This is a genomic window from Flagellimonas sp. B-3 (assembly GCF_056857835.1).
Window position 1 is genome coordinate 39,798 of sequence record NZ_JBSXNW010000017.1, and the last position, 14,635, is coordinate 54,432.

At 41.1% G+C, this 14,635-nt stretch carries 11 protein-coding genes and 1 tRNA gene; 6 read left to right on the top strand and 6 right to left on the bottom strand.

Features of this window, described 5'->3' with window-relative positions; translation table 11 throughout:
* Nucleotides 1-4: 4 nt before the first annotated feature.
* The 3 genes from AC13CS_RS04935 to AC13CS_RS04945 form a co-directional block, all read right to left on the bottom strand.
* The gene (locus AC13CS_RS04935; RefSeq protein ID WP_293289747.1) at nucleotides 5-706 is read right to left on the bottom strand and encodes a hypothetical protein; all 702 of its coding nucleotides are present in this window, start codon (nucleotides 704-706) and stop codon (nucleotides 5-7) included.
* A gap of 339 nt (nucleotides 707-1,045) precedes the next feature.
* Nucleotides 1,046-2,290 (bottom strand): site-specific integrase, encoded by a 1,245-nt coding sequence (locus tag AC13CS_RS04940; protein WP_293289749.1) that lies wholly within the window; start codon nucleotides 2,288-2,290, stop codon nucleotides 1,046-1,048.
* A 214-nt stretch (nucleotides 2,291-2,504) separates the two neighbouring features.
* Nucleotides 2,505-2,581 (bottom strand) — tRNA-Pro (locus AC13CS_RS04945).
* Between the two features lie 441 nt (nucleotides 2,582-3,022).
* Here AC13CS_RS04945 and AC13CS_RS04950 point away from each other — a divergent pair.
* On the top strand, nucleotides 3,023-4,141 hold the full coding sequence (locus tag AC13CS_RS04950; RefSeq protein WP_293168133.1) for a PQQ-dependent sugar dehydrogenase: 1,119 nt from the start codon (nucleotides 3,023-3,025) through the stop codon (nucleotides 4,139-4,141).
* Nucleotides 4,142-4,152: 11 nt separating this feature from the next.
* Here the strand turns inward: AC13CS_RS04950 and murQ are convergent, their stop codons facing one another.
* Both murQ and AC13CS_RS04960 read right to left on the bottom strand, forming a co-directional pair.
* Complete coding sequence (gene murQ, locus AC13CS_RS04955) at nucleotides 4,153-4,965, bottom strand: N-acetylmuramic acid 6-phosphate etherase (protein ID WP_293168135.1); 813 nt, start codon at nucleotides 4,963-4,965, stop codon at nucleotides 4,153-4,155.
* Between the two features lie 7 nt (nucleotides 4,966-4,972).
* The gene (locus AC13CS_RS04960) at nucleotides 4,973-5,722 is read right to left on the bottom strand and encodes a DeoR/GlpR family DNA-binding transcription regulator (RefSeq protein ID WP_293168137.1); all 750 of its coding nucleotides are present in this window, start codon (nucleotides 5,720-5,722) and stop codon (nucleotides 4,973-4,975) included.
* A gap of 182 nt (nucleotides 5,723-5,904) precedes the next feature.
* Here AC13CS_RS04960 and nagB point away from each other — a divergent pair, with 182 nt between their 5' ends.
* The 4 genes from nagB to AC13CS_RS04980 all read left to right on the top strand — a co-directional run bounded on the left by nagB (nucleotide 5,905) and on the right by AC13CS_RS04980 (nucleotide 11,998).
* Nucleotides 5,905-7,842, top strand: a complete 1,938-nt coding sequence (gene nagB / locus AC13CS_RS04965) for a glucosamine-6-phosphate deaminase (protein ID WP_293168139.1) — start codon at nucleotides 5,905-5,907, stop codon at nucleotides 7,840-7,842.
* Nucleotides 7,843-8,053: 211 nt separating this feature from the next.
* Nucleotides 8,054-9,334: an MFS transporter gene (locus AC13CS_RS04970; protein WP_293168141.1), complete on the top strand. Its 1,281-nt coding sequence runs from the start codon at nucleotides 8,054-8,056 to the stop codon at nucleotides 9,332-9,334.
* The gene (locus tag AC13CS_RS04975) at nucleotides 9,327-10,913 is read left to right on the top strand and encodes a glycoside hydrolase family 3 protein (protein WP_482888584.1); all 1,587 of its coding nucleotides are present in this window, start codon (nucleotides 9,327-9,329) and stop codon (nucleotides 10,911-10,913) included. Before AC13CS_RS04970 ends, AC13CS_RS04975 begins: the two co-directional genes overlap by 8 nt.
* Nucleotides 10,910-11,998 (top strand): anhydro-N-acetylmuramic acid kinase, encoded by a 1,089-nt coding sequence (locus AC13CS_RS04980; protein ID WP_482888585.1) that lies wholly within the window; start codon nucleotides 10,910-10,912, stop codon nucleotides 11,996-11,998. The genes AC13CS_RS04975 and AC13CS_RS04980 overlap by 4 nt, the downstream gene beginning before the upstream one ends.
* Here AC13CS_RS04980 and AC13CS_RS04985 read toward each other — a convergent pair.
* Nucleotides 11,995-13,209: a multidrug effflux MFS transporter gene (locus AC13CS_RS04985; RefSeq protein ID WP_482888586.1), complete on the bottom strand. Its 1,215-nt coding sequence runs from the start codon at nucleotides 13,207-13,209 to the stop codon at nucleotides 11,995-11,997. The genes AC13CS_RS04980 and AC13CS_RS04985 overlap by 4 nt on opposite strands.
* Before the next feature lie 175 nt (nucleotides 13,210-13,384).
* Between AC13CS_RS04985 and AC13CS_RS04990 the strand changes: the two genes are divergently transcribed.
* Nucleotides 13,385-14,446 (top strand): Gfo/Idh/MocA family protein, encoded by a 1,062-nt coding sequence (locus tag AC13CS_RS04990; RefSeq protein ID WP_482888587.1) that lies wholly within the window; start codon nucleotides 13,385-13,387, stop codon nucleotides 14,444-14,446.
* Nucleotides 14,447-14,635 lie beyond the last annotated feature (189 nt).

Below are 14,635 nucleotides of genomic sequence, written 5' to 3' on the forward strand. Positions count from 1 at the left end.
AAACTCATAATGTCGATGCCAACTGTCGGCCAATATATTCATTTATCAGCCACGAGAAATACGATCCTGGTAATTTAGATTTTTTAGCCCTTACTTTCAATTTTGCTCCATTTTTACTTTGGGATAAAATCCCAAGATTGCCATTACTGGATGCTAGAACATTTTCATTTATTGCCTCATCAGGAAGCAATACATAAGAATGTGAGGAAAAATTTTCATTTAGCTGAGCTTGCCTAAAGGCATTTTTCCAATCACTGATTTTAGCCTCAATGGAAATGATTTCACGTACAAAAAAGGAACTTTCGAAGTCCTTAATTCTGGCTGTTGTTCCGTTAAAGTCTATTAGTTCTGCATCAACTAACTTTTTAAGAGATTTATTCGAAATCTTTTCAGGATAACCAAGCTCTTCCAATATTCTTTTGAATCGAATACCTCTTTTCCCATTTAAAGAGATGTGGTGCAAAATTTTAATATCTGTTTTGTCCAGATTATTTCTCTTTGGAGACCAACCCCATTTATCCATTTCTTCCCATACTACAATCAGGATGTCTGGAATTCCTGTCTCAGCATAAACTTCTTTTAATACTTTGAACTTGAAGTTTTTTTGCTCAAATTTTTGAATATAATGATTTAGAAAGGCCTCGACCATATCGTTTTCCGGCCCTATTATTTCTTTTCTAAAATTCAATTGCAAATTGTCAAGCATAGAAATTAGTTGGTTTTGATCAAAGATAATACCTTAAAGGTAACTTCTTTTTTAGCATTATACCATCCATTCTAATAAAAAAGACCGTATGCCGTAGCTATATTAATTATTCAGATAGCTATTCCAGGTCCCTGGGAACGGTATTAAAATCAATGATTTCTCGCTTAAAATTGTCAACCAAAAAGCAAAATAACCAAAATCCTTGTGGATGGCAGGGTTTGTGGTGGCAGTTCCAGGCATCAACCTATAAATTACGTTATTCCAATTCCAAACAAAATCAAATTATTAATGAATCTTAAAACCCATTTATCACAAAATGAATGTTCAATATCAAGAACTTCACCCAGTAAATTCTTGCTTTCTCTTTACTTCTTTCATTTGATTCATAAGACTTTGCATGTCTTCTCCAATCTTGTTTTCCAATACCCTGGCATAGATTTGGGTAGTTGAGAGTTTGGTATGTCCAAGCATCTTTGAGACTGTCTCGATAGGAACACCATTAGATAAGGTCACTGTAGTTGCAAAAGTATGCCTGGCCGTATGGAAGGAAATGGACTTGTGTATACCGCAGGCCTTTATTATTTCCTTTAAGTAAGCATTGGTCTTTTGGTTGCTGTATACGGGCAGCAAGCCAATCCCTGCCTGTGGTGTGCTTTCATATTTCTCCATGATTTCAACCGCCTTTGGCAACATCGGTATCTTTAAGGGCTCATCGGTCTTTATCCTTTTGGTATATATCCAATAGTTCCCATCAATCCCCCTACTTACATTGTCTCTGGTCAGTAGCTTGATGTCCATAAAGGTTAGCCCGGTGTAACAACTGAAAAGAAATACATCCTTTACCCTTTCCTTACCTATACTTCTAAAAGTGGTATCCTCAATCAAATCGATTTCCCTTTGTGTAAGATACTTTCTATCGAATTTCTCGAAACGCAATTTGAAGTTTCGAAAGGGATCTTTGTCCATCCATTCCAAGCGAACACCAAGTTTGGTGACTTTCATCAAACGCTCCAGATGTTTCATAGTACCATTATTGGAACAGGTCTTTCGGTTTTTCTTGGGCTTAAAGGTCCTGATGTAGTTTTCAAAGTCCAAAATGAACTTGTGCTTCAATTCTCCTAACGATACATCGTTGGTTTTAAGTTTTGTGGTAATGTAGCTCTTTAAGTATTTCTCGGTGGAATAGTAATTTTTCATGGTGCCAGGTTTAAGGGCATGGACCATGTTTTTATTATGGTATTCAAAAAGCTCAAGAATAGTATGGTTCAATTCATCCTCCCCGACGTACCTTGCTTTGATAGATTTCGCCGTTATCAATTTCCTTTCCATGTGCAAGTCCCTATGAACATTGAGGATTTCACCAAATACGGTGTCAAGGTAGGCGTTCAAATCTTCCATGGTTTTGTTCTTTGGAAAGGCTTTTCCACGTTTTTTGTCCCAATTGCACACCTTTATGCACCTTTTTAAACTGACCTCTGCACGCGCTTTTTTTACCGTAATGCGCAGGTAGATATCATATATGTTCGGGTCATTGCGTTTTTTTCTTACGAAGAAATTAATTCCTAAAGTACTGTCTGTCCGCATGTTGTAATAGTTTAAGTTGAACAAATGTTAGTGGTCGGACTGCCCTTAATCCTCAATTGCCCATACTTAAAACTACAACAATCTGTGCATTGGTGTGCTCACCTTATTGCACACCGAAAATTTGGATTTAGATGATATCAAATGGATACATAAAAAACAAAAAGCACTGATAATCAAACAATTAACAGTGCTTTATTTTAACCTAAAGGGTGGTTGGTCGGGATGACTGGATTCGAACCAGCGACCACGCGCACCCCATGCGCGTACGCTACCAGACTGCGCCACATCCCGAAATCAGCTAAATGCTGATAAAATTCAAAAAAAACAATACCCAAATTTCAATTCCGCCTACCGCTAAGCAGTCTGGGTACCAGACGGAGTCTATCCTGAGCGTAGCCGTAGGGCCACATCCCGAAATCAGCTAAATGCTGATAAAATTCAAAAAAACAATACCCAAATTACAATTCCGCCTACCGCTAAGCGGTCTGGGTAACAGACGGAGTCTATCCTGAGCGTAGCCGAAGGGCCACATCCCGAAAACGGACTGCAAAAATATAAATTTTGGTGACATTTCAATCCTAAAATTACTTTTTTACGAAAACTATATAAAGGATACTCAGATTTGTCAATTCAATATTCTAAATAATAGTTTCTGTTCTTACAAAAATTCTCTTTATCTTCCATAAAACGGACTTTAAATCTGCTGTTTATCTATTGTTTCAATATAAAATCATGCAAAAACACCTCTTATTCCCATATTTTTTTATTTTACTGCTCAGTACATCCTGTGCCCAAAAATCAGATAAGGGCATACACCTTCCTGCAACCATTGATTTTACACCTAAGCTTGTGGTAGGTGGGGTCCAAAATCCTTGGGGCATGGTATTTTTGTCCGACAATAGTATTTTGGTATCAGAGAAATCCGGAAAGCTCCTTCTCCACAAATCCGGAAAAACCATTGAAGTAGGCAATGCCCCTGAAGTATACAACCGTGGACAAGGTGGTTTAATGGATATTGAACTGCATCCCGATTACGACAATAATGGTTGGATTTATTTTTCCTACGCTTCTACCGAAGGCAATGAAAAAGGTGGCAATACGGCCATTATACGCGCCAAGTTATCCAACAACAAGCTCGTAAACATTGAAAAATTGTATAAAGCATCGCCAAACTCCACACGCGGACAACATTTTGGATCTAGAATTGAGTTTGACAATGATGGTTACTTGTTCTTCTCGATTGGCGAAAGAGGGGACAGGGATGTAAACCCACAGGATATTACTCGCGATGGCGGTAAAATTTATCGTTTGCACGATGATGGTCGTATTCCTGAAGACAATCCATTTATTGATGAAACAGGGGCAAAAAAAGCCATCTACAGCTATGGGCATAGAAACCCTCAAGGCTTGGCTCTTCATCCTAAAACCGGAGTGCTTTGGGAACATGAGCACGGACCAAGGGGCGGGGATGAAATCAATATCATACAAAAAGGTAAAAACTATGGGTGGCCCGTAATCACCTACGGCATTAATTATAGTGGCACCGAAATTACCGATGAAACCTCAAGGCCAGGCATGGAACAGCCATTATACCAATGGACACCATCCATTGCACCATCCGGGATGACGTTTGTTACTTCTGAGAAATATCCCAAATGGAAAGACAATCTATTGGTCGGCTCCCTAGCTTTTCAATATTTGGAGCGATTGGAATTAAGGGACAACAAAGTTGTATACCGCGAAAAATTATTGGATGGCATGGGCCGTGTTCGTAACGTGCGCCAAGCACCAGATGGTTTCATTTATGTAGGTGTTGAAGGTAAAGGGATTTACCGATTGGAGCCAAAATAATCTGGGCTTACTTATTTCAAAGCATCAACGGCCAACTTGACCGAACCATATTTTTTGAGCGCTTTTTCGGCTTCCTCATAACTCAGGCCCAGTTCTTCCATAATGTAACGCGTTCCCCTATCCACCAATTTGGTGTTGCTCAATTGCATGTTCACCATTTTGTTGCCTTTTACCCTACCTACACGAATCATCAAGGCGGTGGAAATCATGTTCAGGACCAGTTTTTGACTGGTTCCACTTTTCATTCGGGTACTCCCTGTTAAAAATTCAGGGCCAACGTTCACTTCAATCGGTATATCACTTGATTTAGCCAGAGGAGACCCTGGATTATTGGTAATCCCCACTGTTAGAATACCATTGGACTTTGCATCTTCAATCCCTCCCAAAACGTAAGGAGTGGTGCCCGAAGCAGCAATGCCCACCAAAACATCGTTATCATTAATATTATGTTCCTGAAGGTCTTTCCAAGCTTGCTTCGTGTCATCTTCAGCATTCTCTACCGCCTTGCGAATCGCATCATCTCCTCCTGCAATCAATCCAATTATCCGATCATGTGGCATCCCAAACGTAGGTGGAATTTCTGAAGCATCCAATATGCCCAATCTACCACTGGTTCCGGCCCCTATATAAAAAAGTCTCCCCCCTTTTTCAAAACGTTTGGCCGTTTCATCAACTACTTTGACTACCTGAGGCAATACCTGCTCAACAGCTTCTGCCACTTTCTTGTCCTCATTGTTGATATTGGCTACAATCTCCAATGTATCCATTTCATCCAACCCATCATAGTTGGATGGCTCCTCGGTAATCTTAATGTGTTTTTCCACCACTACTTTATAGTATTTGTACGTTTAAATTTTTGAATGCGTTCAGTTTTGCGTCCCAAGGTTCCAACTCCGTTATCATGGTATTGATTACGTTCAAATCGCATGTTTTAAAGCGATGTTGGGAATTCAATTTCTCCGAAATACATAAAAGTACGGCTTTCTTGGAAGCGTTGATTACGGCTTTTTTCGTCTGCACCACATCCCAATCAAACTCGGTCAATCCAAATTCCGTGTCAACATAACCCGTACCTATAAAACTATAATCCACTTTAATCTGTGACAGTGCATTGATAGTACTGGACCCCATTGCTATTTGCGACCCCTTTGATAGTGTACCCCCAATAAATATGGTTTCCACATTAGGTTTGCGCAGCAACTCCATAGCTACAGGCAGACTCAGGGTGAAACAAGTGAGTTTTAGGTTTACGGGCAACAATTTGGCCAACTCGAGGCAGGTTGTCCCCCCATCAATCAAAATGACACTATTGTTTTTAAGAAGGCCCAATGCCTTTTTTGCGATAGTTATTTTCTTGTCTTGGGCATAAACATTGCTCTGTTGGGGACTGTGATTGGCAAATCCCAGAGAAACAGCACCTCCATGCACTTTGACCAAGAGGTTTTCATCATCAAGCTCTTTGACGTCCCTTCTTACGGTATCTACGGAAACATTGAGCTTGTCCGCCAAATCTGTCAGCAATACCCTGTTATGCAACTCCACCTCATTGAGTATGGAATGCTGCCTTTCTTCTTTAAGCATATGATATCCTTTTCATACGAATTCAAAAGTAGAAAACAATCACGGAAAATATCTTCTACCGGAACATAATGTTTATTTTGCTTAAAAACTGCAAATAATTGCAAATATAATGCGTTTTATTGCTGTTTAATGCTTTTTTTGAATATATTTGCAATGTTAAACAGGTCAAAATCAATAAAAACATGCAAGAGTTAGCCGATAATGTATTAAAAAAGGAACCTCTGGATGCTGAATCCGTGAAGTTCGAAAAAATTGACACCCATATTTATCAAGATGCCCAAAGCGCATCGTGGTACGTTGCCAACGAAATAGCAAGTCTGATAAAACAAAAACAAGACGAAGGCAAAAAGGCGGTTCTTGGGTTGGCAACAGGTTCTACGCCGACCAAGGTGTACGACTATTTGGTTCAGTTTTATAAAGAAGGTAGACTGAGTTTTAAAAATGTTGTCACGTTCAATTTGGACGAATATTTCCCGATGGACCCAGGCTCCATCCATAGTTATGTTCGTTTTATGAACGAACACTTGTTTGATCATATTGATATTGAGCCTCATAACGTTCATATTCCAGATGGGAGTTTGCCCAAGGATGAAATAAGAAAGTATTGCTTGGATTATGAAGAGAAAATAAAAAATGTCGGAGGTATAGACATCCAGATTCTAGGAATCGGAAGAACTGGACATATCGGGTTCAACGAACCTGGCTCGTCACTAAACAGTAAAACCCGTTTGGTTCGTTTGGATCGTGTTACACGCCTTGATGCCGCAAGTGATTTCTTCGGCGAGGAAAATGTGCCAAGAAGAGCGGTTACAATGGGCGTTGGCACCATTATGGATGCCAAAAGAATCATAATCATGGCATGGGGAGAAGGAAAAGCACCCATTGTACAACAAGCGGTTGAGGGCGAAATAAAGGAATCCGTTCCTGCAACTTTCCTACAACATCATAAAAACTGTGATTTTGTTCTTGACGGAGCAGCATCCTCCTATTTAACAAGAATAAAAACACCTTGGTTGGTAACCGAGTGCGATTGGGACGACAAACTCATAAAAACCGCATCAATTTGGCTTTCGGAAAAACTGGGCAAAGCCATATTAAAATTGACCAACGAAGATTATAATGAATATGGTATGGGAAGCCTGATTGCCGAAGTCGGTTCCGCAGAGCAAATCAACCTTTCGGTATTCAATCAATTACAACGCACAATTACTGGATGGCCCGGAGGCAAGCCCAATGCCGATGACAGTCAAAGACCGGAAAGAGCCCAACCCCACCCAAAAACATCTTTGATTTTTAGTCCCCACCCCGATGATGACGTAATTTCGATGGGAGGCACCTTGCTGCGATTGGTGGACCAAGGACATAATGTTCACGTAGCCTATCAAACCTCGGGCAATATTGCGGTTTTTGATGATGAAGTAATACGTTTCCTCGATTTTGCCACCGACGTGCAAAAAGACAACAAGGAACTTAAAAAGAAGTTCAAACAGGTCCGTGAGTTTTTGGCCAACAAAAAACCAGGGGAATTGGACAGTCCCGAAGTTCAGGATTATAAAGGGCTAATTAGAAAAGGGGAAGCCTTGGCCGCGTGCCGCTATTGTGGCGTGAAGGAAGAAAATGCGCATTTTCAGAACCTGCCATTTTACGAAACAGGTGCCGTTAGAAAGAAACCCCTTTCCGACGAAGATGTTCAAATAACCTATGATTTGCTGAACAAACTGAAACCACATCAAATTTTTGCCGCAGGAGACCTTTCCGACCCACATGGAACACACAGGGTTTGTTTGGATGTAATCTTTAAAGCTATTCAGCGCTTGGTGGACGAAGGCTCGGACTGGATAAGAAACTGCTACGTTTGGTTGTATAGAGGAGCTTGGCAGGAATGGGACATTGCGGATATGGAAATGGCAGTCCCAATTGGACCAAAAGATATGGATAGAAAAATCAATGCCATATTTAAACACCAGTCCCAAAAGGATAGTGCCATGTTTCCCGGGAACGACGAAAGGGAATTCTGGCAACGTGCAGAACAAAGAAACAAGGATACCGCAAATAGATATAATGCACTTGGAATGGCAGAGTACGAAGCCATGGAAGGTTTTGTACGGTACCATTTCTAAAAACAACAACATTTCATTTTAAGTTGTTAGTTGTTTAATTAATCTTGAAAAGGCCTACATTTAGTGCATACGTAGGCCTTTTTCTTTTATGTACCTCCGTTAAAACAACATAAAAACTTGACCCTTAACTAAAGTGATACTACCAAATTAGCCTGAACTTCCCGATATTTCAACAAATAAAAGCCAATACTATAAATTAAAACCACAACCAATGAATGTAGCTCCGAAAGATAAAAACGCATGGCTGTGGATTCCCTTTTTATATTTCACCCAAGGGATTCCCTACATTTTGGTGGTAACGGTTTCCGTAATCATGTACAAGCGTTTGGGCATTGGCAATGCGGAAATAGGCTTGTACACAAGTTGGCTGTACCTCCCTTGGGTCATCAAACCCTTGTGGAGTCCCATTGTTGATTTAAATGGCACGAAAAGAAAATGGTTTTTGGGCATGCAATTGGTGGTTTCCCTGGCATTTTTGGGGATTGGACTCTTTTTACCGTCAAATTCGTTCTTTATCATAACGCTAGCATTCTTTTGGATGGCCGCCTTCGCCTCTGCCACCAACGATATTGCCTCGGATGGGTATTATATGATTGGGCTCACCCAGAAAAAACAATCCTTCTTTATTGGACTTCGTAGTACTTTTTACCGATTGGCCATGGTTACGGGGCAAGGGCTTTTAGTGATTTTTGCAGGTTTTTTGGAGAATCAATACGGGGACAATACCAAAGCATGGTCCGTAACCATGATCAGCGCAGCTATTTTAATGCTTGCTTTAACGGTATCCAACTTTTTTACCGCTCCAAAGTTTGAAGAATCAACAACCGAACCCAAGGATAAACCAGCAGGATTCTTCGAGGTATTTGCCACTTTTTTCAAAAAACATCAAATTGGAGTAGCCTTATTGTTCATATTAACGTACCGTCTGGGCGAATCACAATTGGTAAAAATGGCATCCCCCTTTTTACTGGATGAGTTACAAGTTGGCGGATTGGCGTACTCCACTGAAGCCGTGGGTACCATTTATGGTACTGTTGGTGTAATTATGTTGTCGCTCGGAGGAATTCTTGGCGGAATCTTGATTTCCCGGGACGGCCTTAAAAAATGGATGTTGCCCATGTTGCTTGCACTCAATTTGCCCAACGCACTTTATGCTATATTGGCCATAACACAAACCACCAGCATATATGCAGTGGTCGGTACCGTTGTGCTTGAACAATTTGGGTACGGTTTCGGCTTTGCCGCTTTTATGATGTACCTCATTTATGTAGCTGATGGTGCTTCCAAAACATCGCACTACGCTATCGCCACAGGTTTTATGGCCTTGGGTATGATGCTGCCCGGAATGCTGAGCGGATACATTCAAGAATGGTTGGGCTACGACGGTTTCTTTATATGGGTGGTAATTGCCGCCTTGCCTGCTTTTCTGGTGCTTCGCTATTTAAAATACCCAGCAGATTACGGTAAAAAAACAGTAGAATCCAATGACTAAAACCCATCAAGCTTATACACTTCCAAAAAATATACTGACTTTAAAACAAAAAGTGGGGCAATTGTTTATGCCCGCTGTTTTTATCAATGATACCGAAGATGAGGTACGAAAAATGGAGAAGCTCATCAAGGAACATCATATCGGTTCTATCTGTTTTTTCCACAGCAGGGCCAGTGCGGCCACTAATTTTGAAGGAAAGAAAAAGGTGGCTCATAACGAAAAAAGCTACGACCGTTTGTTGGAGCTTATTGCACGGTATCAAAAAGCTGCCAGCGTACCTTTGCTTGTTGCCATTGATGCCGAATGGGGACTTGCTATGCGCATTGAAAACACACCACAATACCCTTATGCCATTACTTTGGGCGCTTTGACCGACAATAATGCCTTAATTTATAAAGTAGGTGAAGCTATTGGAAACGATTGCAGACAAGCGGGAATACAATGGAATTTGGCCCCCGTTGTGGATATCAACAACAATCCAGAAAATCCCGTAATCGGTTATCGTTCCTTTGGGGATGATAGAAATAGTGTATTCCATAAAGCGGAAGCATTCCTAAAAGGAATGGCCAAGAATGGAACCCTAAACTCCATCAAACACTTTCCTGGTCATGGTGATACGGCAACAGATTCACATTTGGGGCTACCTGTAATCGACAAATCGCTGGAAGAATTGATGGAAAATGAGCTTTATCCCTTCAAAAAGGGAATTGAATCAGGGGTAGACTCTGTGATGGTAGGTCATTTGCTCCTACCTCAGTTGGATGCTGAAAACCCATCTACTACGTCTTCCAAAATCATATCGGATCTGCTCAGAAAAAAATTGGGTTTTGATGGAGTTGTAATTTCTGATGCTTTGAACATGCATGCGGTGTCCAAAAAATTTCCTCAAAAAGGAGCCTTGGAAAAAGCTGCTTTTAATGCAGGTATGGACGTGCTTTGTTTTAGTGAAAATGTGGCCGAGGGTATTGAGGGGATATTGGCAAGTGCTTCAGAAGAACGAATCCAAGAAAGTTTTGAAAGAGTTTGGAACTTAAAACACAAAGTGTTTTCTGTAAAAACGCAATCCAGTGATTCCGGTCTTGATGTAAACTTCAAATTAAACCGTAAAATTGCAGAACAGAGCATCACGGAATTGTATGGTAATGCATCAACCGTAGAAGAAATAAAATCTTCAAACTTCTTGAATGTTTCCGTGAATTCCAGCAAGGAAAATAGCTTTTCGGAACAAATCTCATTCAATTTTAGATCAAAAGTGGTTGATTTGGATACGGCCCTGAATTCCAATGATCAGAATGTATTGCTGAGCATTTTCCCTCCTGCTGTAAAACCCAAAAACCAATTTGGTTTTGATGAAAGTACGTTGGCCACTATCCATAAATTGGTGGAGAAAAAAAATACCTTGATCTATCTTTTTGGAAATCCGTACGTACTGGATATTTTAAAATTGAAGCCATCATCCAATGCCGTATTGATGTATCAGGATTTCCCGGAATTTCAAGAAGTTGCTTTTGAGCACTTTTCCGATATAATTGAAGCTAAAGGGAAACTCCCTATCCAACTAAAAACCTTTCAACCATGAATGTTTATAAAGTCTTGGGACTGATGTCCGGCACCTCTTTGGATGGATTGGACATTGCCTATTGCCATATTTGGAAAGAAGATGGAAAATGGAGCTTTTCCATAAAAGAAACTGCTGAAATCGATTATTCCGATGAAATGCGGGAGTACCTCAAAAAAGCGATTCATCTTTCCGAAGAAGAACACGAGCAACTGCACAAGGATTATGGTATTTGGTTGGGACAACAATCCAAGTTGTTTATGGATGAATTGGGCGAAGAGGTCGATTTTATTGCCAGTCATGGGCACACTTCGCACCACCGACCAGAAGATGGTGTTACGTTTCAATTGGGAGATGGACAGCTATTGGCCAATACATCTGGCAAACAAGTTGTCTGCGATTTCAGGACCAAGGATGTGTCCCTAAAAGGACAAGGCGCTCCCTTGGTACCCATTGGCGATAAATTGCTGTTCCATGAATACGATTTTTGTTTGAATTTGGGTGGCATCAGCAATATTTCTTTTGATAAAGATGGCCAACGCATTGCCTACGACATTGGATTGGCCAACATGCCACTGAATTACATCACCCATAAAATGGGACTGGCCTATGATGAAAATGGAAAACTGACCCGTTCCGGTAAATTGGACCACTCCCTGCTCCAAAAACTGAACAACCTTAAATATTATGACCTGCCCTACCCCAAATCTACAGGGTATGAGTGGTTCGTTTCCGAAATTGTACCATTGATCGAGGCTTCCGAGATTTCCAACGAGGATTTATTGCATACATTCATCCATCATAATTGCGAACAGATTGCATTTGCTGTCCTCAAGCACAAGAGCAATGGCAAATCCAACAGTAAACTGTTGGCTACGGGAGGAGGTGCGCTCAATCAATTCTTTATGGATACGCTCCAAATTAAACTGGGTGCCGGTATTGAGGTTGTAGTTCCCAACAAAACCTTGATAGCCTACAAAGAAGCTCTTGTTTTTGCGTTAATGGGTGTACTCCGCTTGGAAGGAAAAACCAATGTGCTGAAATCAGTTACCGGTGCCACTTCCGATTCGTGCAGTGGCGAGGTATTTTTTCCCAAAGAAAACTAAGTCGTTGCCAAACGTTTTCTTCCGGGTTTGTTCACCAAAAGAAAAATAGTCAAAGCACACAGTCCACAAATGGCCAAACCTGCAAAAAGGGGCCAAACGGAATCTTTTACAAATTCTCCGATAAAGGTTGCAATGGGTATGGATAACAATGTCGACACAAACCCATTAATGGCTGCTCCAATTCCGGCAATATGACCGATAGGCTCCATGGCGATGGAACGGAAATTCCCCCACATAAACCCTAGACAGAAAAACTGAACGGATAAAAATCCGACCAAAACATAAATGCTTGGATTAGGGGTGTTGAGAAAAGCAATGGCGTAGGTCAGTGCTACAACGCAAAATACAATGGTTGCCATTAAGGACAACCTTCGCATACCAAAACGCATTACCAAGGTTCCATTCAAAAATGTGGAAAGTCCAATAGAAACCGCAAGGCCTGCAAAAATGTACGGGAATATTTCTTTTAAGGCATATTGATCTTCGAATATATGCTGGGCAGAACTCAAATACACCAAAAATGCTCCCGTTACCAAACCAGATGTCAAGGTAAAGGCAACAGTCTCTTTATATTTTACAAACTCCTTTACACCATCAATAAAAACGTGCCTCGTAAAGGGAATTTTATATTCTGGGTGCAGGGTCTCTTTTTGTCGTTTCCAAAACCATACGGCAATCACAAGTACAAAAAACATTTGCACATAAAAAATGGCTTGCCAACCTGCTGCGTCCAAAATCAGTTTACCCACTGCGGGGGCCACAACTGGCACCAAAATAAAAAAAGCGGTGACAAAGGACATTATTTTGGCCATATAATCGCCCTCGTATGTATCCCGAATAATGGAGATGGAGATGGTTCGGGGTGCGGACAATCCAATTCCCTGCAAAATCCTTCCTACGACCATTACTTCCAAAGATGGGGCATACAAACAGATGATACTCGCAATCAAAAAGATGGAAAAACCCATATAAACCACCGGTTTACGTCCAAAACTGTCGGATATAGGGCCAAAAAACAATTGCCCCACGCCTAGTCCCAAGAAAATCATGGTGACCAACAATTGATTATCCGTAGGGTCGGTGCTATTAATGGCAATCCCAATGTTGGAAATTGCAGGCAGTATGGCGTCAATGGCCAAGGCTACAATGGACATCAAAGCGGCCATCATGGCCACAAACTCAAAGTTGGGTTTTTGATTTAACTTTTGCATCTGGCAAAATTAGGCATACCCAACGGACCAGTAAAGCTTTTAAGAAAGGTTTAATGATAAGAAAACATATCCAACGTTGTAGTTTGAGATTATTGATGGTCCAAGGGAATATCTCCTTCCAAATCTGTTCAAAAAAAACAGATAACCTTATCTTTAAAGCTAAATTAACTAGGCAATGAAACAATTAAAAACCTTAGTGGTCGGATGCGGCAATATGGGAACTTCCCATGCCCGTGCCTACCACCAGTTAGATGGATTTGAAATAGTGGGATTGGTAAGTAGAGGTGCTAAAAGCAGGGAACGCCTTTCCGAAGAATTGGATGGAGCACCTACTTTTTCGGATTATGCCGAAGCATTAAAAACAACCCAACCCGATGTGGTTTCCATTAACACATACCCGGACACGCATTACAATTATGTAAAAACGGCCCTTGAGGCCAATGCCCATGTTTTCGTAGAAAAACCGTTGGCTTTGACCGTGGAAGAAGCACAAACACTGGTTGATCTTTCCCAAAAGCAGGATCGCAAAATGGTTGTAGGCTATATTTTGAGAGTGCACCCTACGTGGGCCAAGTTTACAGAAATGGCACAGACCTTGGGCAAACCCCTGGTGATGCGAATGAACCTAAACCAACAAAGCTCGGGGGAACAATGGTACACCCACAAACAGTTAATGCAATCCATGTCTCCCATTGTGGACTGTGGTGTACATTATGTGGATGTCATGTGTTCCATGACGCGCTCCAAACCCATTAGCGTTTCTGCCATTGGTGCCCATTTGTCTGATGAAGTAGATTCCAAAATGTACAATTACGGACAGCTACAAGTACGATTTGAAGATGGTTCCGTAGGCTGGTACGAAGCAGGCTGGGGGCCCATGATGAGCGAAACTGCATTTTTTATCAAGGATGTTATCGGCCCAAAAGGTTGTGTATCCATTAGTGATGCTGACAAGGGGGCATCTGAAGATATTGAAGGACATACCAAAACGGGAAGTCTAAAATTACACCATAGTGAGCTCGATGCCAATGGTAATTTTACTAAAAAGGATGAAATCATCAGCACAGCGGACGAACCCGACCATGATGGGCTTTGCTTGTTGGAACAGGAATATCTGCTCGATGCCATTGTAAACGACCGCGACCTAACAGACCATTTGAATGATGCAGTGAACAGCCTTAAAATTGTTTTGGCTGCGGATGAATCCGTTAAAACGGGGAAGACGGTGATGTTGTAGATAAAATGTCAGGTCGAGTTCAGATTTAGGTTTTTGTGAAAATTGGTGGAATTCGTGTCAAACACTTTACCATTTAACTATTCAACCTTTGCAAAGATTCTTCGCTACGCTCAGAATGACAATCGTGGCGTTGATGTATTATTGTGTCAATCGGTTATTTTGTTATGGAGTTTGATGCTTGAACTTGAA